Raw genomic sequence first — 19,153 nt, forward strand, 5'->3', positions numbered from 1 at the left:
TTCATTTACTTTATTCCGTGAGCACTAACTCTGAATCGTGATTCAAAGTCATTCTTTTTGAGAAAAGAACAAACCTTAAACCCATCTGGTCAGTGCCCACACTTATCGGCTGTTAACTTGTTAAAGATCGCTTCGAAATTTCTGCTAACCTTGCTGCTCTTCAAGCTTACTTAAAACCTTGGAGAACCGCTTGTTTGCTTCGTTTCGCGCTGCTTGTCGTGCAGCAGAGAAACGAGATTATGCACATCATCTTTCCACCTGTCAAACACTTTTGCGAAGAAATTTGTATTTTTCTGCAACACAGCAAAAGTGTGTTCCAACCACCCCACAAGACGACGAAAACAAGCCTCTGAAGCACAAGGATTTTTTTCAGAGTTGCACAAAAAACAGGCTCCAGAAGGAGCCCTGAAAATATTTCATTTTTTTGACTCCCAAGCCCTTTAAAAAGAGCTTTGAACCCATTTAATTCCAATTTAATTCAAATTAATTTGGAAAATTCGGTCTTATTTGTTCTTGAAGTCGGGCTTCCGCTTCTCAACGAAGGCCGCCATGCCCTCTTTTTGATCTTCAGTAGCAAACAAACTGTGGAACATGCGGCGCTCAAAAAGCATTCCTTCGGACAAAGACCCTTCAAATGCCCGATTGATGCTTTCCTTGGCCATCATTACAGAGGGATTTGAATAGACGGCAATCACCGTGGCCGCCTCAATGGCCTCGTCCAGGCACTTGTCAGCGGGGACGACACGGGAAACCAGGCCTGCACGCTCGGCTTCTGCGGCATCCATGAGGCGACCAGTCAAACAGAGGTCCATGGCTTTGGCTTTGCTGATTGCACGGGGCAAACGCTGAGTGCCGCCAGCGCCTGGAATAATGCCGAGCTTGATTTCAGGTTGACCAAATTTGGCAGTGTCGGCACAAATAATGAAATCGGTCATCATTGCCAACTCGCAACCACCGCCCAAAGCAAAACCCCGGACAGCGGCAATCACCGGTTTACGAATGTTGCGGATGGTTTCCCAGTTGCGAGTGATGTATTCGCTTTTATAGACATCCATGTAAGTAAATGTGGCCATGGCGCCAATGTCGGCCCCAGCTGCAAAGGCCTTGTCGTTGCCAGTGATGACCATGGCACCGATGTTGTCATCGGAATCGAAGTCCATCAAAGCCTGGCCCAACTCCGTCATCAACTGGTCGTTCAGCGCATTCAGCACTTGGGGGCGGTTCAAGCGCACCAAGCCCACCTTGCCGAGGGTTTCTACAAGGATGGTTTCATAGGTCATGTTCAGTCTCCTGCTTATTAATTAATAGGGATGGAGAAAGTCTAACCGTTCAAATTCGAGGAATTGACGACTGAAAAGAGTTTTGAAGGAAGACGTGACTTTATTTTCTGTCTAGGACAAAATAGGGGCACTTTGGACAAAACAGGCAGTAAAGAATGACAAAGTGCATATTTGTAATGGGCGCCAACAGTGCAATCGCCCAGGAATTGATTCAGTTGTGCGTGAATTCGGGCCAGGAGGTGATTGCTGCGGGACGAAACACTGCGGTACTTGAGGCCCTGTACGGCAGCACGTCGGGCGTACATATAGTAGAAGTTCAGGCTTGTGACTCCAGTTCAGTAGATGCGGCATTTCAGGCTGTGGTTACTGAAGGCCGACAGATTGATGGCTATGCACATTGCGTGGGCTCCATCTTGGTGGCCCCGCTTGTCAAAACCAGCGACGCTCAACTTGACAGCGTGATGCAGGTCAACCTGCTTTCGGCCATGTATGGCTTGAGGGCGTTTTTGAAACAAGCGAAGGCTCAAGGTGTAGGTGGCTCAGCAGTGCTGGTGTCGACCTGCGCAACGGGGATCGGTGTACCCAATCACGAGGCGATTGCAGCGGCGAAGGCTGGCGTTGAAGGCCTGGCCAAATCAGCAGCAGCTACACATGCAACTGACAATATTCGGATTAACGTGGTTGCACCGGGTTTGACTGACTCCCCTATTGCTTCGGCGTTTCTGAAAAGCGACATGATGCGGGCAGCAAGTGCCAAGCAATACCCCCTGCAGGGTGTTAACACACCAGCCGAAGTTGCCCAAGCGATGCATTGGTTGCTAAGCGATGGCGCCAGCAGGATGACCGGCGCCGTATTGAATATCGATGGGGGATTCCGAAATATCCGCCCTCTTGTGAAGTAAACCCCATCCGATTGACAGAAGGGCTAGCAATGCAGTACCAGACACCCAACAAATTTGAACCGAGCCGCCATGCCGCATTGGATGCATTGGCAAAGGTAGACCCGGTACTTTACAGTCGCACCAGGAATTTTCTGGACGGAGCAGTGACAGGCCTGTCCCCATGGATTACTCATGGTTTTTTGAGCGTTCGGGAAGCCACCCAAGTGTTGATGGAGAAATATCGTCTGAGTTTTGAGGACAAGCTGATTTTCGAGTTCGCTTGGCGCGAATTCTTCAAACATGCCCATGCTGAGTTGGGCAATGGGATTCTAAGTGATGTACGCAGACCTGTTTGGTCGGGCAGGTACAACCATCAATTGCCGGACGATATCCGGGAAGGCCGAACCGGAATTGAAGCAATCGATGCCGGAGTGGCCTTGCTTTACGAAACTGGCTATTTGCACAACCATGTGCGAATGTGGATTGCCTCGTATGTAGTACACATGCGCAAGGTGCACTGGAAAGTCGGCGCTGACTGGATGTATGCCCATTTATTGGATGGAGACCTCGCCTCCAACCATTTGAGCTGGCAGTGGGTGGCGGGTACGTTCAGCCACAAACCATACGTGTTTAACTCGGACAATGTGAAAAAATACGCTCCGAAGTGGGATTGTAGCGGTACTGCGATCGACACCGACTATGAAGACCTTGAATCGATCGCTCGGAGCAAACGCGATGTGGGGCGCGAGAGAAATGCGCCACCCGTTGGAGTCGCTGAGCCGACTAGCCACCGCTTCGATCTTGAGCTATTGAGCGACACGCTAAAGCGCAAGACGGTGGATCTTCGCCAGCAGGCTGGTGTTGACTCGTGCAGCGCACTGATGAGCAACTTCAAGAAGATCAATTTGGTTCACCCTTGGGATCTGAAAGCTTGTTTTGATTTGACGCAAAACGGGGAGTTGCGCGTGGGACTGATTGACTGTGCTTTTCACAAAGCGCACCCGTGGAATAAACAGCGATGGGATTTTGTGTTGAACGCCATGGAAACGGGCTGCGACCAGATCTGGGTTGTGAACACGGATGACATTGGACACTGCACAAGCATGCTGGCTGGCTTCATGAAAACCGGTGCCGAGTTTGAATTAAGAGAAACATTGAATTCAGGCTACTTGATGATGGGGCGATGCTTTCCGGTGCGATGGGCGCTAGAGGACAAGCTGCTGCCGAACCCGACCCGCTTTCAACAGAGTTTTTCCCGATTTTATAGAGAAGCCACCTTGATGGCAGGTAGCCTAGAAGAGGCGATACATGGCGGCATTTTGGTGGATTGACAAATGGCACAGGCATTGAAAACGCACTGGATGAATGTTCTTGGTTACGCAGGCTTGATTCCTTTTTTGGGTTTGGCCGTACTGTCCGGGATTTACACCGGCACGGAGACTGCCGACCAACTGGCCAACTACAACCTGATTTATGCCTTGTGCATTGTTTCGTTTCTGGGTGCTGTGCATTGGGGATTGGCCATTTCGCTGAGTAGCCAGGACCAAGCCACTTACCTTGCAGGGTTGGACCAAGCGGAATTTGAAACTCGAAGTTTTATCTGGGGTGTGACGCCCTCGCTGTTGGCCTGGCTGGCAGGCGCATTTTCACCACCCCAGTTCACCCTGTGGATTCTTGTACTGATTCTGGTTTTGGTGTGGCTAGTTGACCAGCGCTTTTTAAAACCCATGAAAGCGTTTGATGCTTACCTGCGCTTGAGAAACCACCTGACTTTGGGTGCAATTCTTGGATTGCTGGTGACCGCCTGCTTTGCCTAATGGTGTAGTCTTGAATCAAGACTGATCAGAAGCAAGGATGGAAAAAGTATGTTCAAGGCTGTATTTCTTCAGAAAAACGAACAAGGCGAATTCAAGGCCAGTGTTCAAGAGCTGGACGAGAGTCAGCTGCCTGGATCTGGCGATGTGCTGGTTCAAATTTCCCACTCTACGCTCAATTACAAAGACGGCCTGGCCATTTGCAACAAGTCGCCCGTGGTGCGCCAGTGGCCCATGGTGGCGGGTATTGACGGCGCGGGTACTGTTCTGGAAAGCGCCCACTCAGGGTTCAAGCCTGGAGATGAAGTGATTCTGAATGGGTTCGGTGTGGGTGAAACGCATTGGGGCTGCTTGGCAGAAAAAGCCAAATTGAAAGGTGACTGGCTGATCAAACGCCCCGAGGGCCTGAGTGCGGCGCAGGCGATGGCAATTGGCACTGCGGGCTACACGGCTATGTTGTGTGTGCTGGGCCTGGAGAAAAGCGGTGTGAAACCGGAGAATGGAGAAGTTTTGGTGACGGGTGCGACCGGTGGTGTCGGCAGCATTGCTATTGTGCTGTTGAACAAGCTTGGATACACCGTTGTTGCCACCAGTGGAAAACCTGAGCAAGCCGAGTTTCTGAAGGGCTTGGGTGCCAGCGAGGTATTGGACCGCAAGTTGCTGAGTGAACCCGGGAAACCCTTGCAACGGGAGCGCTGGGCTGGTGTAGTGGACTGTGTGGGTTCGCACACACTGGCCAATGCCTGTGCACAGACAAGGTACGGCGGTACTGTGACCGCTTGCGGCTTGGCTCAAGGCATGGATTTGCCCTCTTCGGTGGCGCCGTTCATTTTGAGAGGTGTTGCCTTGAAAGGTATTGATTCAGTGATGGCGCCGCTTGCGGTACGTGAAGAGGCATGGCGCAGACTGGCTTCAGACCTCGATTTGAACAAGCTGAATGATTTGACCCGCACCCTTTCATTGGAGGGCGCGATTGAGGCTGCCGCGGAAATTATGGCGGGAACAAACACTGGCCGAGTGTTGATCAAAATTTAATCTACAGACAATTGACATGTTGCATTACCAAATCACGGTGGCAGACCCGAAAGGCCACTATTTCGATGTTCAGCTGCAATTCGAAATTGCACCGCAACAACTACAAGGCCCTGAGGACAAGCGCTGGATTGATTTGAGCTTGCCCACCTGGATTCCGGGTAGCTACCTGATTCGGGAATTTTCCCGAAACGTGCTGTATGTGCGAGCGAGTGTGGGATCGGTTGAAACTGCTTGCAGCCGGGAAAAAAAGGACATTTGGCGTGTTCACGTGGATGCCGCGCAACTTGTGCCGGCTTCGCAATCACTGTTAATTCAGTGCGAATGGCGAGTGTACGCCTGGGATTTGTCAGTGCGCGGTTCACACCTGGATGATACTCATGGTTTTTTCAACGGGACCAGCTTGTTTTTGTGCCCAAAGGGATTTGAACAAGAAGCAGTTGAATTAACCATTTCAAGACCTGGGGAGTATTTGCGGGATTGGCTAATTGCCTGTGGTTTGCCCAGCCAGCCAGGCACATTGAAAGACCGTCATGGTTGCCCGGTGTTGCAGGCGGGAGGCTCAGTCAGGTTTAAGGCGAACGACTTTGACAGCTTGATTGATCACCCAGTGGAAATGGGTGAATTGCAGGTTGAAAGTTTCTCGGCCTTCGGCGTTGAACATGTATTCGCCGTGTATGGCGCCGATACAGACCTGGACTTGCAGCGCATTTGCAATGACATGAAACCGGTGTGCGAAGCGCAAATTGCCCTGTTCGAGCCAGAAACCAGGCAAGCGCCATTTGAACGCTATGTGTTTATGCTGCATGCGACCGACAACGGCTATGGTGGACTGGAACACAGAAACAGCACCGCCCTGCTTTTTAACGCGGGAGAGTTGCCACAACGCGGCGTTGAAAAAGCGCCCAAAGGGTACGAAGGCTTTCTGGGGCTTTGCAGTCATGAGTACTTTCATTCCTGGAACGTGAAGCGGATGAAGCCAGCCGCATTTGTTCCCTACGACTTGACCCGGGAAAACTACACTCGACTACTTTGGATTTTTGAAGGCTTCACTTCCTATTACGACGATGTGATGCTGGCACGCGCCGGCAAATTGAGTGAAGAGGCTTACCTGAAAAGCGTGGGTAGAAACATTGCGCAGGTGATGAAGGGACCTGGCCGCTTGAACCAAAGCGTGGCCGACAGTTCTTTCGATGCCTGGACCAAATACTACCGGCAGGACGAAAACGCACCCAACGCCATTGTGAGTTATTACACCAAAGGCGCGCTGGTGGCTTTGTGTATTGATTCCGCACTTCGACGGCAAACCGGCGGACAAAAATGCCTGGACGATGTGATGCGATTGATGTGGCAAAGAAAGGGATTGAGCGGAGAGGGATTACAGGAAAACGAATTTCCAGGTTTGGTGCTTGAAGCCACCGGAGTTGACCTTGGACAGGAAATTTCGCAATGGACACAGAGCACGGAAGAGCTGCCAGTGGGCGATGCGTTAAAGGCTTATGGTTTTACACTCAACCAAACCCAAAATGATGAGCAGATTTACCTCGGCTTACACGGCCAATTCAAAGCCGAAGGCATGTTGGTAAAACAGGTGATCAACGGCAGCCCAGCGCATGCAAGCGGAATTTCAGCAGGCGATTTACTGGTGGCTTTGGGCGAAAAAAAACTGACCGAAACGCACTACAAACGGCTGTTGGCAGCAAGCAAGCCAGGCGCTGAACTGCGGGCAGTTGCATTTCGAGCGGAGCGATTGCTGGAATTTAAGTTGGTGGCAGGCAAACCGGCGTCCAATGAATGGACGATCCAGAAACTGGAACAGATTGAGGGCGATACTGTTCCTGCTCCATGGCTTTAATAAAAAAGATCGGCCAATGCCTGACCTGGCGAGGGTGCTCTCATGAACGCCTCGCCTACCAAGAACGCATGGACGTCGTTTGATCTCATCAATGCCACATCTTCACGGGTGGCTATGCCACTCTCGGTAATCAACAAATGTTCAGGGCCCACCCTGCCCTTTAGATCGAGCGTGGTTTGCAATGAGGTTTCGAAGGTTCGCAAATTGCGGTTGTTCACGCCGATTAAAGGTGTTTTCAACTGCAAAGCGATGTCCATTTCTTGTGCGTCGTGCACTTCCACCAGCACATCCATACCCAGTTCATTGGCGCACTGCTCGAGTTCCTGCAGCTGAGGCAACTGCAAGGCGGAAACAATCAACAAGATGGCGTCAGCACCCAAACCCCGGGCTTGCACCACCTGATAGGTGTCGATGATGAAGTCTTTGCGAATGCAGGGTAAGCCGCTGGCTTCGCGGGCCATGTCAAGGTACTGGGGCGCGCCTTTGAAGTATTGAATATCGGTGAGAACTGACAGGCAGGTTGCACCATGCTCAGCGTAACTTTTCGCAATTTCAACGGGGTCGAAAGGTTCGCGCAATATGCCTTTGCTGGGGCTGGCACGTTTTACCTCTGCAATGACAGCTGGCAAACCTTTGGCCACTGCAGTTTTCATGGCATTGGCGAAACCCCGCGTCGGTGCCAGCCGCGCGGCTTTGGCCAACCATTGCACTTCAGACAACACCTGTTTGCCCTGCGCAATCTCTTGGCGCTTTGTGGCGAGAATTTGGTCAAGAATGTCGCTCATGATGCTGCCTTATTGCTCAATCGATTTGGTGAAATCGACAAATTCATTCAATTTGCGGATTGCGGCGCCACTGAGCACCGTTGCGCGGGCGATATCGATGCCCTCTTTCAGGCTGCTGGCGACTCCTGATGTATACAGGCCCGCTGCGCTGTTGAGCAACACGATGTCGCCAATGGCACCACCCTTGCCGTTCAATGCATGGAAAATTTTGTCGCGAGACTCTTGAACAGAACCGGCATGCAAGCTGCCATGCGATGCACGAGTGAGGCCGAAATCTTCGGGTTTGATGCTGTAGTGCCTGATTTCACCGTCACGCAGCTCTGCAATTTGTGAGTCGCATTCAATACACAGTTCGTCCATGCCGTTCTCGCCATGAACAATGAGCGCCTGAATAGACCCTAAACGCCGAAGCACCTCGGCCTGCAATTCAAGCAAGTTGGCGCTATATACACCCATGACCTGACGTTTGGCATTGGCTGGATTAGTCAATGGACCCAGAATATTGAACACAGTACGCACACCCAGTTCTTTTCGGACCGGGCCAGCAAAACGCATGGCACTGTGGTGATTTGGGGCAAACATGAAACCAATGCCAACCCGATCAATCGACTGCGCAACCTGCTCTGGTTTAAGGTTGATGTTGGCACCCAGCAATTCAAGCACATCGGCGCTGCCAGAATTGGATGACACACTGCGACCACCGTGCTTGCCAACTTTTGCACCAGCACCAGCCAGCACAAACATACAGGCTGTTGAAATGTTGAATGTTTGTGCACCATCGCCACCGGTGCCGCACAAGTCAACAACCTCGACACCAGCGGGTAATTCAACCGGTGTTACCAGATCTCGCATCACCTGCGCAGCCGCGGCCACTTCCTCTGCTGTTTCGCCTTTGACCCGCAAACCCACCAGCAAGCCGGCAATTTGCGCGGTGGTTAGACCACCACTTAGCAGCGCTTGAAAGGCTTGACGTGTTAAATCGTGCGACAAGTCTTGACCTGCGAGCAGCTGGTTCAGTGTTGCAGAGTAATTAAAAGGTTGGGACATGACGTGTGTGAACAAAAAAGTTGGATATGTTAGGTGCGTGTGGGATTAAGCAGCCACAGGTGATTTAACGCGCTTTAAAAAATTCTTCAGGAGGTCATGACCCCGGTCACTCAAGATCGACTCGGGGTGAAACTGAACCCCTTCAACATCCAGTGTTTTGTGGCGTACACCCATAATTTCTCCATCCGCAGTTTCTGCAGTCACCTCCAGACAATCGGGCAAACTCTCACGCTCAATGGCCAAGGAATGATAACGAATGCATGTCAGCGGATTGGGCAATCCTTCAAACACACCCACATTGGTATGGTGAACCGGGGAAGTTTTACCGTGCATGATGGTTTTTGCACGCACCACTTTGCCACCAAATGCTTCGCCAATGGCCTGATGCCCGAGGCATACCCCGAGAACCGGCACCACACCGGCCATGCGCTGAATCATTTCGATGGACACGCCAGCCTGCGCAGGCGAGCATGGTCCGGGAGATACACACACTGCGCTTGGCCTTAAAGCGAGCGCCTCATCGACGGTGATCGCATCGTTGCGAACAACATGAACCTGTTGCCCCAACTCGCCGAAATACTGCACGAGATTGAAGGTGAAACTGTCGTAGTTGTCGATCATCAACAGCATGGTGGACCTGCATTTCAAATAGAGGGGGAGAAAGAAGCGCGTGTTCGATTAAAATGTTAACACATGCGCCTGCCACGGCTCCTTGCGGGTTGGAACTATCACGACAACTCGCCATCCAGCCCAGCCTGAACCAACTCAGCGGCACGCATCACCGCGCGTGCTTTGTTTTCAGTTTCAAGCCATTCACTTTCAGCAACCGAATCGGCAACTACACCGGCACCGGCCTGAACATACAGGGTTTGGTCTTTCACAACGCCGGTGCGAATTGCGATTGCCACGTCCATGGTGCCAGTGAAGCTGAGATAACCGCATGCCCCGCCATACACTCCGCGTTTGGTGGGCTCGAGCTCGTCGATGATTTCCATGGCCCGAACCTTGGGCGCACCAGAAAGCGTGCCCGCCGGGAAAGTGGCGCGCAGTACGTTCATGGCGCCCATGCCCGGCTTCAAATCGCCCTGCACGTTGCTGACAATATGCATGACATGCGAATAGCGCTCAATGATCATTTTCTCGGTGACCTGCACCGAACCCGTTTGCGCAATGCGGCCCACATCGTTGCGAGCCAGATCAATCAGCATGACATGCTCTGCGATCTCCTTGGGATCGGCCAACAACTCCTCGGCCAGAGCGATGTCTTCTTGAGGTGTTTTGCCGCGCGGACGAGTACCAGCAATGGGGCGCAGTGTGACCAAAGGAGGCTTGCCCTCAACCTGATCTTGTCGCACCAAAATTTCAGGCGATGAACCCACCACCTGAAAGCTGCCGAAGTTGTAGTAGAACAAATACGGCGATGGATTCAAGGAGCGCAAGGCGCGGTACAACATGAGCGCGTCTTGTGTGAAGCGCTTGCTGAGCCTTTGACCCAGAACCACCTGCATCACATCGCCAGCGGCAATGTATTCCTTGGCTTTGGCAACCATGTCAAAGAAATAATCTTTGCCCATGCTGCGTTCGATGGGCGTGCTTTCGCTGTTGCCAGACGCGGGAATGGCGATGGGCTGACGAAGTTGGCCCATCAGCCGCTTAACCTCAGCGACGCCATTTTCATACGCATTGGTTTGCGCTGGATCGACAAACACAATGAGCTGAATGGTGCCCTGGATGTTGTCCACCACCGCCATGCGATCGGTGAACATGAGCAAAATATCGGGAATTCCGAGGTCATCCGCCTTGCGACTTGCCTCCAGGCGGGGCTCCATGTAGCGCACCGTGTCGTACCCGAAGTAGCCGGCGAGCCCGCCAAAAAAACGAGGGCTTCCCTTGACCGGTGGCACTTTGAAACGGGCATGGTATTGCTCGATGAATTGCAGCGGATCACCGTTGAATGTTTCCAGTGTTTCCAGTGCGCCATCCGTGTGTTGCTGTTGCACCAACACCGTGTGCTCGATCACCTTGATTGTGACGCTGGAGGGCAAACCCACGAAGGAATACCGGCCCGAGCGTTCGCCGCCCACCACCGATTCAAGCAAGAAGGTGTTGGGCTTGTTGGCCAGTTTGAAGTACACCGACAAAGGCGTATCGAGGTCAGCATAACAGCGCGCAATTAGTGGGATACGGTTGTAACCTTGTGCAGCAAATGCATCGAATTCAGTTTGAGAAATCATTGTGGTACCCGTGCGCCCAGCAGGCGTTGTGCAGCTTCCTCGATGGTGTTCACGATGCCATCGCACTGTGTTTCATGAACAGATCGCCCTTCGTTGTAACCGTAGGGCAACAGCCAACACTCAACGCCTGCCGCATTGGCAGCCAGCGCATCGTTCACGGAATCGCCGATCATCAAGGCTTGCGAAGGATCCACGCCGAGCAGCTTGCAGGCGTGGGTTACAGGCATGGGGTCAGGTTTTTTTACCGGACAGGTGTCGCCACCCACCACAACCTCGAAGTAATTGGCAATGCCGGTGCGCTCCAACAGGGGTTTTGTGAAACGCTCAGGCTTGTTGGTCACCACCGCAAGCTTGTAACCCCCATTTTTCAACAACTCCAGCCCTTCTTTCACGCCGGGATAAAACACCGAGTGATTGCCGTTGATCTGGGTGTAGTGGTTTTGCCAGTTGGCCATGGCCCGGGCATACAGGTCAGGTGATGCTTTCTCAGTCATGCTGCCAGTCAGGCTTCGGTTAACCAGGTTTTCCGCGCCCTTGCCCACATACACGGCCACTGTTTCCTCAGGCAAAACAGGTTTGCCCAAGTCAACCAACATGGCGTTCACTGCGGCGGCCAGATCGGGTACGGTGTGTAAAAGTGTTCCATCCAGATCGAACAATACTGCTTGCTTGGTCATGATTGTTTATCTCGTAGTGGCGAGCTCGGCGCGCATTTGATCGATCACGGCCTTGTAGTCGGGCTTGCCGAAAATGGCTGAGCCAGCAACAAAGGTGTCAGCACCTGCACGCGCGATTTGCGCTATGTTGTCGGGCTTTACGCCACCATCCACTTCCAGACGAATATTCTGGCCACCCTTGGCCACATGGGCATCAATACGCTTGCGCAATTCGGCCAGCTTGACCAAAGCTTGAGGGATGAAACTTTGACCGCCAAAACCGGGGTTCACTGACATCACCAAAACAAGGTCAAGCTTGTCCATGACGTGATCCACCCAAGAAATTGGGGTGGCCGGGTTCAGCACAATACCGGCCTGACAGCCAGAATCATGGATCAGGCCCAAAGTGCGGTCGAGGTGATCTGTGCCTTCGGGGTGAACACTGATGAGGTTTGCGCCAGCCTTTGCAAAGTCGGGAATAATTCGATCCACAGGGCGAACCATGAGGTGGACATCAATCATTGCGGTGGTGTGGGGGCGCAGGGCTTCGCAAACCAAAGGGCCAATCGTGAGGTTGGGTACATAATGATTGTCCATCACGTCGAAGTGAACCCAGTCCGCGCCAGCTGCAATCACATTTTTCACCTCGTCGCCCAAGCGGGCAAAGTCGGCAGAAAGGATACTGGGGGCGATAACAAACGGGTTCATGGTTGGCCTTCGATGGAGAATTCGACAATCAAAGCAAGAGTTTAAACGAAACTACCCCCACGAAAAGGCTTTGCAAGCGGCTTCGGATTTGTGAAATCGGGGGTTTGAAGTCATACTTGAAATCTACAGCAACATTCACAAGCCACACCGCATGAGCAGCCCGTCACCGTATCAGTTTGAAGTTCGAGTCAGCACCCAGTTTCTGGAAGAGCAAAGTGACAAAGACAAAGGCCCTTATGTGTTCGCCTACACCATTGAAATTGAAAATGTGGGCGAGAGAACTGCGCAATTGTTAAGCCGCCACTGGATTATCACCGATGCGCACAATATTGTTCAGGAGGTGAAAGGCGATGGGGTGGTGGGCGAGCAACCCACTCTGCGACCAGGCGAGCGATTTGAGTACACCAGTGGCTGCCCCTTGCCCACCCCGGTGGGTACAATGAAAGGCAAATACACCTTTGTGGGCGAAGGCGGCGAGCAGTTTGATGTGCCAGTGCCCGAGTTTTTGCTGTCAATGCCCCGGGTGCTGCACTAATCCTTGTCGGGGGGCGTGCTTGGTGCTGATGATTCTTCGTCGGGTTTTTCGACTGGATGATCTACCCTGGCCCTCAACGTCCACCACATAATGAACACGATCAGGCCCAAAGCCAAAACCATTTCCGCAATGAGTAACCACATGTCCAATCCACTCCGTTGTTGGTGGCCCAGCACCGTGCTGGCCGCCTTGATTCTATCTGGATGCGCTACTGCTCCGACCCCGAAAACGGCTGAATGTTCATGCCCGGCAGGAGAAAAACAGGCCCAGACCGAGAAAAAAGATGAAAAACCGGCCCTGCCACTATTTGTGAAGTCTGACTTTTCAAGTTTGCCAGGATGGAGCACCGCCAACCACGGGCGTTTTCTGGAGGCATTTTCAGAGCAGTGCTCAGTCAATGGCAATGCCTTGGCCAAACGCAAAGCCACCCCCACCGGTTTGCTGGAAGCTTGCCGCAAAGCCCGACAAAACCTGAGCGGGAATGCGCTGCTGCCAGCACAAATCTGGATGGAGGCGAACTTTGATGTGTGGCAGCTTCAGCAGGAAGACGGCAAGAAAGAAGGTTTGCTGACCGGTTACTTTGAACCCCTGTTAAAAGGCGCACGCCAGGCACAGGGTGCATACAATGCGCCACTTTACGGCGTGCCCGCGGATTTGATCACCGTGAAGCTAGACGAACAGTACCCGGAACTGAAAGGAAAGCGTCTGCGTGGCCGCCTGCAGGGCAATACGCTGGTTCCTTTCTTTGACAGGGCGGAATGGGAGCGCTTGGGACCAGACCGTGAAAAACCGATTGTTTGGGTAAACGACAAACTGGACGCATTTTTGTTGCAGGTGCAGGGTTCAGGCCGGGTGACCTTGCCAGACGGCAGCGTGATTCGCTTGAGTTACGCCGAGCAGAACGGCCACCCATATAAATCCATTGGGAAAGTGCTGGTGGATCGCGGAGAGTTGACCGCTGCGCAGGCTACCATTCCGGGCATCAGAAACTGGGCAAAAGCCAACCCCGGCAAGCTGGATGATTTGCTGAATGCCAATCCGAGCGTGGTGTTTTTCAAGGAAAACAAAGTACTGCGCCCACAAGAAGGCCCCGTGGGCGCCATGGGTGTTCCCTTGACTGGCCAACTCAGCCTGGCGATTGACCGTGAAAAAATACCTTATGGCAGCCCGATCTGGATTGAATCCAGCAACCCGGTGACCAACGCGCCCATCGCGCAGGGCACCTTGGCACAAGACACCGGCGGCGCCATTCGGGGCCGGGTACGTGCTGACTATTTCTGGGGAACCGGTGAAGAGGCTGGTACAGCCGCTGGCCTGACCCGCCAACCCTTGAAAATGTGGCTGATTTGGCCCAAGGGCACGCCCCTGCCTGAAAGCGGAAGCTGAAAACCCCAAGGCCTTGCATCAGTTTTTATTTGGCCCTTGACGCTGCTGCAATACGGCGATTCAGGTCAGCGGAAGGAATGGCACCGCTGACGCGTGTGCCATCCTGGAAAAATACGGTTGGCGTACCTGATACGCCCATTCCCCGACCCAAACTGACCAGATCTTCAATTGGTGGATTGCAATTGCCGTTTCCAGTGGGAGATTGGTCTTTCAGCATCCAGTCATCCCACATCTTGGACTTGTCACTGGCACACATTACTTTTTGCGCCTTATCGACGGAATCGCGGCCCAGGACTGGATACACGTAGGTGTACACCGTGGTGTCTTGCAGTTTGGTCAAAGTTTCCTTGCGAAAACGTTTGCAATAACCGCAGTTGGGATCTTCAAACACGGCAATTTTCCGGCTGCCGGTCCCGTAAACGGTTTTCAAGGCCAAACCCAATGGAAGATCTTTCTCGAAATTGATGGCATTGAGCTTGTCCAGCCTGGCTTCGGTCAAATTGGCCATGGATTTGCTTTCCATAAGCTCGCCCAAAATGAGATGGCTGCCACTGGCATTGGTGTAAATGATTTTTTTGGTGCCATTGTGATTCACCACCACCTCAAACAAACCATCAATAAACTCGATGTCGCTGACCGATACCACCTTGACACCGGATGCCCCCAAAGACTCATTCACAGCTGCCGTAATGCGCTCAACCTGCGACTTGCTTGCCGCCGCCTGCACAGGCTGAACTGATTGGGACAAGGCCCACGCGCCCGCTGACAAGGCAATTACAGAGAAAACAACAGCACTGCTGCGCTTGCGAAGGGACAAAGGTAGATTGAATTTCATAGGCCTGCTTGGGTAAAAATGATGAATTGTAGTTAGGACACGCTTGAAGGCAATTTGTTCATTGCGCCAGGACTTTTCAGTTGCAGCTAGCGCATGGCTTGTTGGGACAACCAACGTTTGAGCATGGGCAATTGGTTGACAAGGTGCATGCCTTTGTTGCGCACCCAGGCAGCACCTGGCAGGTCGAGACGAAACAAGGTGTGCAGGCCATCGGTAAGAAAATGCACAGGCGTGCAAGCCGCTTTGCGACGACGCTCCCAGGCGCGCCACAATTGCTCGTCAGCAAGGCCCAGGCGCTGCACGGCCAGAAGGCGCTTGCGTGAGGTGAGCAAATTGGCCAACTCGGCTGCGTCCTCAAGCCCGAGGTTCAGACCTTGACCCGCCAGGGGGTGAATGACGTGAGCGGCATCGCCCATCAATACAACGCCGTTGTCGAACCAAACCGGCGCAACACCATGCTTGAGCGGAAATGCATAAGTTTTACCCACTAGCACCAGATCACCGTACAGTTCTTGAACCGCGCCGCCCGAGAGGGACTTCACACGATTGACCATGTCTGCCGGGCTGAGTTGTAGCAACGCCTGGGATTGCGACAAGGGCATGGACCACACCATGGACACATGTGGCCCCGGCAGCGGCAACATGGCCAAGACGGAATCGCCAGCAAACCATTGGCGTGCAGCCCCGTGATGCGGCTTCTCAATGGCGAAGGTGGTAACCACGCCTTCAGCACTGTAGTCATCAAGCGCGAAATCGAGACCAGCCTGCTTGCGGGTTTGGCTTTGCGCACCGTCTGCGGCGATCAGCAGGGGAACACGCACTGTTTTCAGGTTGGTCACCACGGCCCATCCCTCTTTTTCGCGGGAAAGGCCCTCTACCCTTGCATCAAGCCAATCAATGCCGGGCTGGTAGCGCATGGCTGAGAACAACACATCGAAGAGGCAACTTTGCTCAATAATCCAGGTGAGGTAGTCAACCCCAGTGTCACTCGCGTTAAAACGCAAATGGCCCTGCGCATCGCCGCTGGAATCGCCCCACACCTGCATCTCGGTGACGGGCTGCACTTTCTCGCTGGGAATGTTGTCCCATACCCTTAGCCGGTCAAGCACGCGTTGGCTTCGATGTGACAAGGCAAAAACCCGGGGATCGAATCGCTGATCGGGATTGGGCTGAAACTGGGGCGGACGTGCTCCAACCACCAGCACTTTGAAACCAGAACTGGCCAATACCAGAGAAGCAACCAGCCCCACCACACCGCAACCAATAATGGCTACATCGTAGCTGGACGTTTGTAGAGGCTGTACGCTTGTAAGATTGCTCATGGGTCGGGAGGACTGGCTTTATTAATTATTGAACATGCTACAGCGATTTTGCATTTGTTGTTTGCGCAACGTGAAAGTTTCGGATAAACTTGCGGGCTTCGGTAGTGAACACCACCGAAAACGCGTGGCCGAGTAGCTCAGTCGGTAGAGCAGAGGATTGAAAATCCTTGTGTCGGCAGTTCGATTCTGTCCTCGGCCACCACCCACCCCTTGTACTGCCTGGTACACCACAAAAGGGGAGCCTCCTAATGTATTTTCCAAGTGCATTTCAACGCTTTCATTAGCTGCTACACTTGTTCCACAAGAAATAAATCAAAACTGGCGCCACGCCCTGCTTCACAACGCCACACTGTGCACGAATGGATCGATGACCAAGCCCAATGAGGTGGCCGAGGCTTTAAGACTGGCCGAGCTATATCAACTTGCGATTCTTGACACTCAACCCGAGGAGGGTTTTGAGGCAGTGGTTGATTTGGGCGTATCTGCCTTCAATTGCTCAAGTTGCATTGTTTCATTTGTCGACTCGGATCGCCAATGGTTCAAGGCTCGCCGTGGCTTTAACAGCCTGCATGCAGACGAGACCCCGCGCGATATTTCAATTTGCACCCACACAATCAAGAAGGACGAACCCATGGTCATCCCGGACTGCACCCAGGATGAACGCGTGAAAGACAGTCCGCTGGTGACCGGGTCGCCCTGGATTAGGGCCTATTTGGGCGTACCCATCAAAACCCCCACAGGTGCCAGAGTAGGTTCATTCTGCCTGATCGACACAAGCCCCAGAACCTGGAGCAGTGCTGAAATCAAAATGGCGAAATCGATGGCTGCCTTGGTGGAAGTATCGCTGGCCAACCGACAACAACAGGCACAGGGCGCTTATTCACGAGAGCCAATTTTCCAGGATGGACATAGAAGCGACTTTGCAGGCCATGAACAATCCTATGCAAGCTGGAGACGACACAGCGACGAGAGTTTTATTGCATTGTCACCCAACCTGGAGGATTGGCTTTGCTTAAGCCACAGCCCGAGGGTGAGTTGGGCCTGGTTCAACGGCTTGATTGTGAGAGAGCACCGCCACGATGTTGAACTGGCCAGGGAACTTGGCAACGGCCAGGTGTTTCAATATCAAATCCAGTTGCCCAATGGCCGGCTGTTGACCATGAAAGAACGAACCTACAAAACCCCCGAAGAGGAAGGTGAAGCACTGACGGTGGGCTTGCTTCAAAATGTTGCTGTGGCTGCACAGCTGCCGCGCACCGCCGTACAAGACCGCCCCAACCCCCTGGACACCTTGAAAACAAACACCTTGAGTTTTCTTGCGGAATCAACTCGGGGGAAACTGGTGTTGGATTTGAACTTCAAATTAGTGCAACTTGGACAAGTTGACGACAGTGAGCTTCACCGGGTGAAAGACAACCCGTCGGTTCTCGATTTTATATATGAGGAAGACAGGGAAAATTTAGTTCGGGAAATGGAAACGGTATTGGGAACGCGCCTGAAGAAAAAAGCATTCGCCAGAATCAGGCTACCTGACAGCAAACCCGTGTGGGCGCGCTTTGTGATTGACCGCCCCACCCCCGGAATTGAAACCAGCCGCAAGGCACTGGTGCTTCAGTACACCAAGATGGTGAATGAATCGACGATGGTCGACCGCAATCTGTTTGACCAAACCTTGTTGGGGATGACCGAAAAACTAGGAGGCTTGGGCACCTGGTTTTACCATGTCGACAGCGGTTTGCTGAAGGTGAGCGATCAGTTCAAAGCCATCTGCAAAGCCACCGAGCTGCCTTTGGGCAGTATCTTTGAGCTGACAGAACTGTTGACCCGATTGACCGGGAAGAACATGGCATCGACCTTGATCGAGTGCATCAACAACCGCCAGGCCGCCCACATTGAATGCGAGGTGAACTTCGAAAGACTCACTGGGCAACGCTGGTTTCGCTTCAGCTTTCAACCCATTAGCAACGGCCTGGGCAGCAGCAGTGGCTTGTACGGCTCGGTTGAAGACATCACCCACACCAAGCACCTGGCGCAGGAGTTGTCCCGAAAAAGCACAGCACTCAACCAGGTACTGAATACCCTGACCGACGGCACGCTTGAACTGGATGAGGCCTTGCAGGTTGAGGCCATGGATGCGAAAGCTCGGCCTTTGATTTTGGGCAAAGAAACCTTCATTCACCAGGCAGCCATTGCCGATGTGTTGCCAGGATTGGACTTATTGGAGTTTCGAAAACGCCAATCCGAACTTCGACGGCAGGGCACGACAGGAGATTTTGAATTTTTCAACACTCGAACCAATCGTTGGTTGCGATTGAAATTTTTGCCTCGGGAAGACGGGCTGACTATTTTGCTGCGAGACATTACCCAACGCAAAGCGATGTACCGGGATTTGTTCATGGTGGGCTCTGCAATTGAGCAGATTAATGAAGTGATTATGGTGACCAATGACCTTGGCAGCAATGCCACTTCTTTTCAGTGCATTTACCTGAACTCGGCATTTGAAAACGTAACCGGACAAGCTGTGGCAAAGTGGTTGGGCCGTAACCCGTACCCCTTGATTGCAGACCGCCTGCCGCTGCGCGACTTCAGAAAACTACTGGTCTCCCTGTTAAAGCGAGAGAAGCTGACCATCAAAACCCGTTATGAAACCGACAATGGTGCGCATGTACCCTGCGAGATATTGGTGTCGCCTTTTGTCGACAAAGAAACCGGAACGCCTTGGTCTTTGATTGTTTTCAGGCCATCGAGCACCTGATAATGGGCGCAATCAAAAAATAATATGT

General features: G+C 52.7%; 18 protein-coding genes and 1 tRNA gene. 9 read left to right on the plus strand and 10 right to left on the minus strand.

The genetic code is table 11. The features are described 5' to 3' along the window. Nucleotides 1-503: 503 nt before the first annotated feature. Nucleotides 504-1,280 (minus strand): enoyl-CoA hydratase, encoded by a 777-nt coding sequence (locus BSZ31_RS01870; RefSeq protein ID WP_105027295.1) that lies wholly within the window; start codon nucleotides 1,278-1,280, stop codon nucleotides 504-506. Nucleotides 1,281-1,435: 155 nt separating this feature from the next. Between BSZ31_RS01870 and BSZ31_RS01875 the strand changes: the two genes are divergently transcribed. From BSZ31_RS01875 to BSZ31_RS01895, 5 genes are read left to right on the plus strand one after another with little or no spacing between them, the layout of a single operon-like run. Beyond that, the gene (locus BSZ31_RS01875; protein ID WP_105027296.1) at nucleotides 1,436-2,182 is read left to right on the plus strand and encodes an SDR family NAD(P)-dependent oxidoreductase; all 747 of its coding nucleotides are present in this window, start codon (nucleotides 1,436-1,438) and stop codon (nucleotides 2,180-2,182) included. A 29-nt stretch (nucleotides 2,183-2,211) separates the two neighbouring features. Continuing rightward, nucleotides 2,212-3,492: an FAD-binding domain-containing protein gene (locus tag BSZ31_RS01880; RefSeq protein ID WP_105027297.1), complete on the plus strand. Its 1,281-nt coding sequence runs from the start codon at nucleotides 2,212-2,214 to the stop codon at nucleotides 3,490-3,492. 3 nt (nucleotides 3,493-3,495) lie between these two features. Further along, nucleotides 3,496-3,978: a DUF3429 domain-containing protein gene (locus tag BSZ31_RS01885; protein WP_105027298.1), complete on the plus strand. Its 483-nt coding sequence runs from the start codon at nucleotides 3,496-3,498 to the stop codon at nucleotides 3,976-3,978. Between the two features lie 48 nt (nucleotides 3,979-4,026). Further along, on the plus strand, nucleotides 4,027-5,010 hold the full coding sequence (locus tag BSZ31_RS01890) for an MDR family oxidoreductase (RefSeq protein ID WP_105027299.1): 984 nt from the start codon (nucleotides 4,027-4,029) through the stop codon (nucleotides 5,008-5,010). A 16-nt stretch (nucleotides 5,011-5,026) separates the two neighbouring features. Continuing rightward, nucleotides 5,027-6,862 carry a M61 family metallopeptidase gene (locus tag BSZ31_RS01895; protein ID WP_105027300.1) on the plus strand — a complete coding sequence of 612 codons (1,836 nt, stop codon included), beginning with the start codon at nucleotides 5,027-5,029 and terminating at the stop codon, nucleotides 6,860-6,862. On the opposite strand, the gene trpC is transcribed toward BSZ31_RS01895, so the two are convergent. The 6 genes from trpC to rpe all read right to left on the minus strand — a co-directional run bounded on the left by trpC (nucleotide 6,859) and on the right by rpe (nucleotide 12,292). Further along, entirely contained in the window at nucleotides 6,859-7,647 is a 789-nt protein-coding gene (gene trpC, locus BSZ31_RS01900) for an indole-3-glycerol phosphate synthase TrpC (protein ID WP_105027301.1), read from the minus strand. The two genes, BSZ31_RS01895 and trpC, sit on opposite strands and share 4 nt — an antisense overlap. 9 nt (nucleotides 7,648-7,656) lie before the next feature. Then, nucleotides 7,657-8,694 (minus strand): anthranilate phosphoribosyltransferase, encoded by a 1,038-nt coding sequence (gene trpD / locus BSZ31_RS01905; RefSeq protein WP_105027302.1) that lies wholly within the window; start codon nucleotides 8,692-8,694, stop codon nucleotides 7,657-7,659. A gap of 45 nt (nucleotides 8,695-8,739) precedes the next feature. Next, on the minus strand, nucleotides 8,740-9,324 hold the full coding sequence (locus BSZ31_RS01910; RefSeq protein WP_105027303.1) for an aminodeoxychorismate/anthranilate synthase component II: 585 nt from the start codon (nucleotides 9,322-9,324) through the stop codon (nucleotides 8,740-8,742). 98 nt (nucleotides 9,325-9,422) lie between these two features. After that, nucleotides 9,423-10,925 (minus strand): anthranilate synthase component I, encoded by a 1,503-nt coding sequence (trpE, locus tag BSZ31_RS01915; protein WP_105029703.1) that lies wholly within the window; start codon nucleotides 10,923-10,925, stop codon nucleotides 9,423-9,425. Next, on the minus strand, nucleotides 10,925-11,605 hold the full coding sequence (locus BSZ31_RS01920) for a phosphoglycolate phosphatase (RefSeq protein WP_105027304.1): 681 nt from the start codon (nucleotides 11,603-11,605) through the stop codon (nucleotides 10,925-10,927). The genes trpE and BSZ31_RS01920 overlap by 1 nt, the downstream gene beginning before the upstream one ends. A gap of 6 nt (nucleotides 11,606-11,611) precedes the next feature. Continuing rightward, on the minus strand, nucleotides 11,612-12,292 hold the full coding sequence (gene rpe, locus BSZ31_RS01925; protein WP_105027305.1) for a ribulose-phosphate 3-epimerase: 681 nt from the start codon (nucleotides 12,290-12,292) through the stop codon (nucleotides 11,612-11,614). 151 nt (nucleotides 12,293-12,443) lie between these two features. Between rpe and apaG the strand changes: the two genes are divergently transcribed. Beyond that, nucleotides 12,444-12,827: a Co2+/Mg2+ efflux protein ApaG gene (gene apaG / locus BSZ31_RS01930; protein ID WP_105027306.1), complete on the plus strand. Its 384-nt coding sequence runs from the start codon at nucleotides 12,444-12,446 to the stop codon at nucleotides 12,825-12,827. On the opposite strand, the gene BSZ31_RS16810 is transcribed toward apaG, so the two are convergent. Then, nucleotides 12,824-12,970 (minus strand): hypothetical protein, encoded by a 147-nt coding sequence (locus BSZ31_RS16810; protein WP_168426807.1) that lies wholly within the window; start codon nucleotides 12,968-12,970, stop codon nucleotides 12,824-12,826. The genes apaG and BSZ31_RS16810 overlap by 4 nt on opposite strands. Here BSZ31_RS16810 and BSZ31_RS01935 point away from each other — a divergent pair. Beyond that, a complete protein-coding gene (locus BSZ31_RS01935) occupies nucleotides 12,969-14,213 on the plus strand; it encodes a murein transglycosylase A (protein ID WP_168426808.1) in 1,245 nt (414 codons plus the stop codon). The genes BSZ31_RS16810 and BSZ31_RS01935 overlap by 2 nt on opposite strands. 25 nt (nucleotides 14,214-14,238) lie before the next feature. On the opposite strand, the gene BSZ31_RS01940 is transcribed toward BSZ31_RS01935, so the two are convergent. Together BSZ31_RS01940 and BSZ31_RS01945 are read right to left on the minus strand one after the other, a co-directional pair. Continuing rightward, nucleotides 14,239-15,048 carry a DsbC family protein gene (locus BSZ31_RS01940; protein ID WP_105027308.1) on the minus strand — a complete coding sequence of 270 codons (810 nt, stop codon included), beginning with the start codon at nucleotides 15,046-15,048 and terminating at the stop codon, nucleotides 14,239-14,241. An 86-nt stretch (nucleotides 15,049-15,134) separates the two neighbouring features. Then, nucleotides 15,135-16,370 carry an FAD-dependent monooxygenase gene (locus tag BSZ31_RS01945; RefSeq protein WP_105027309.1) on the minus strand — a complete coding sequence of 412 codons (1,236 nt, stop codon included), beginning with the start codon at nucleotides 16,368-16,370 and terminating at the stop codon, nucleotides 15,135-15,137. A gap of 126 nt (nucleotides 16,371-16,496) precedes the next feature. Here BSZ31_RS01945 and BSZ31_RS01950 point away from each other — a divergent pair. Next, nucleotides 16,497-16,572 (plus strand) — tRNA-Phe (locus BSZ31_RS01950). Between the two features lie 165 nt (nucleotides 16,573-16,737). After that, nucleotides 16,738-19,125 carry a GAF domain-containing protein gene (locus tag BSZ31_RS01955; RefSeq protein WP_105027310.1) on the plus strand — a complete coding sequence of 796 codons (2,388 nt, stop codon included), beginning with the start codon at nucleotides 16,738-16,740 and terminating at the stop codon, nucleotides 19,123-19,125. Nucleotides 19,126-19,153 lie beyond the last annotated feature (28 nt).

It is taken from the genome of Limnobacter sp. SAORIC-690 (genome assembly GCF_002954425.1).
GTDB classification, from domain to species: domain Bacteria; phylum Pseudomonadota; class Gammaproteobacteria; order Burkholderiales; family Burkholderiaceae_B; genus Limnobacter; species Limnobacter profundi.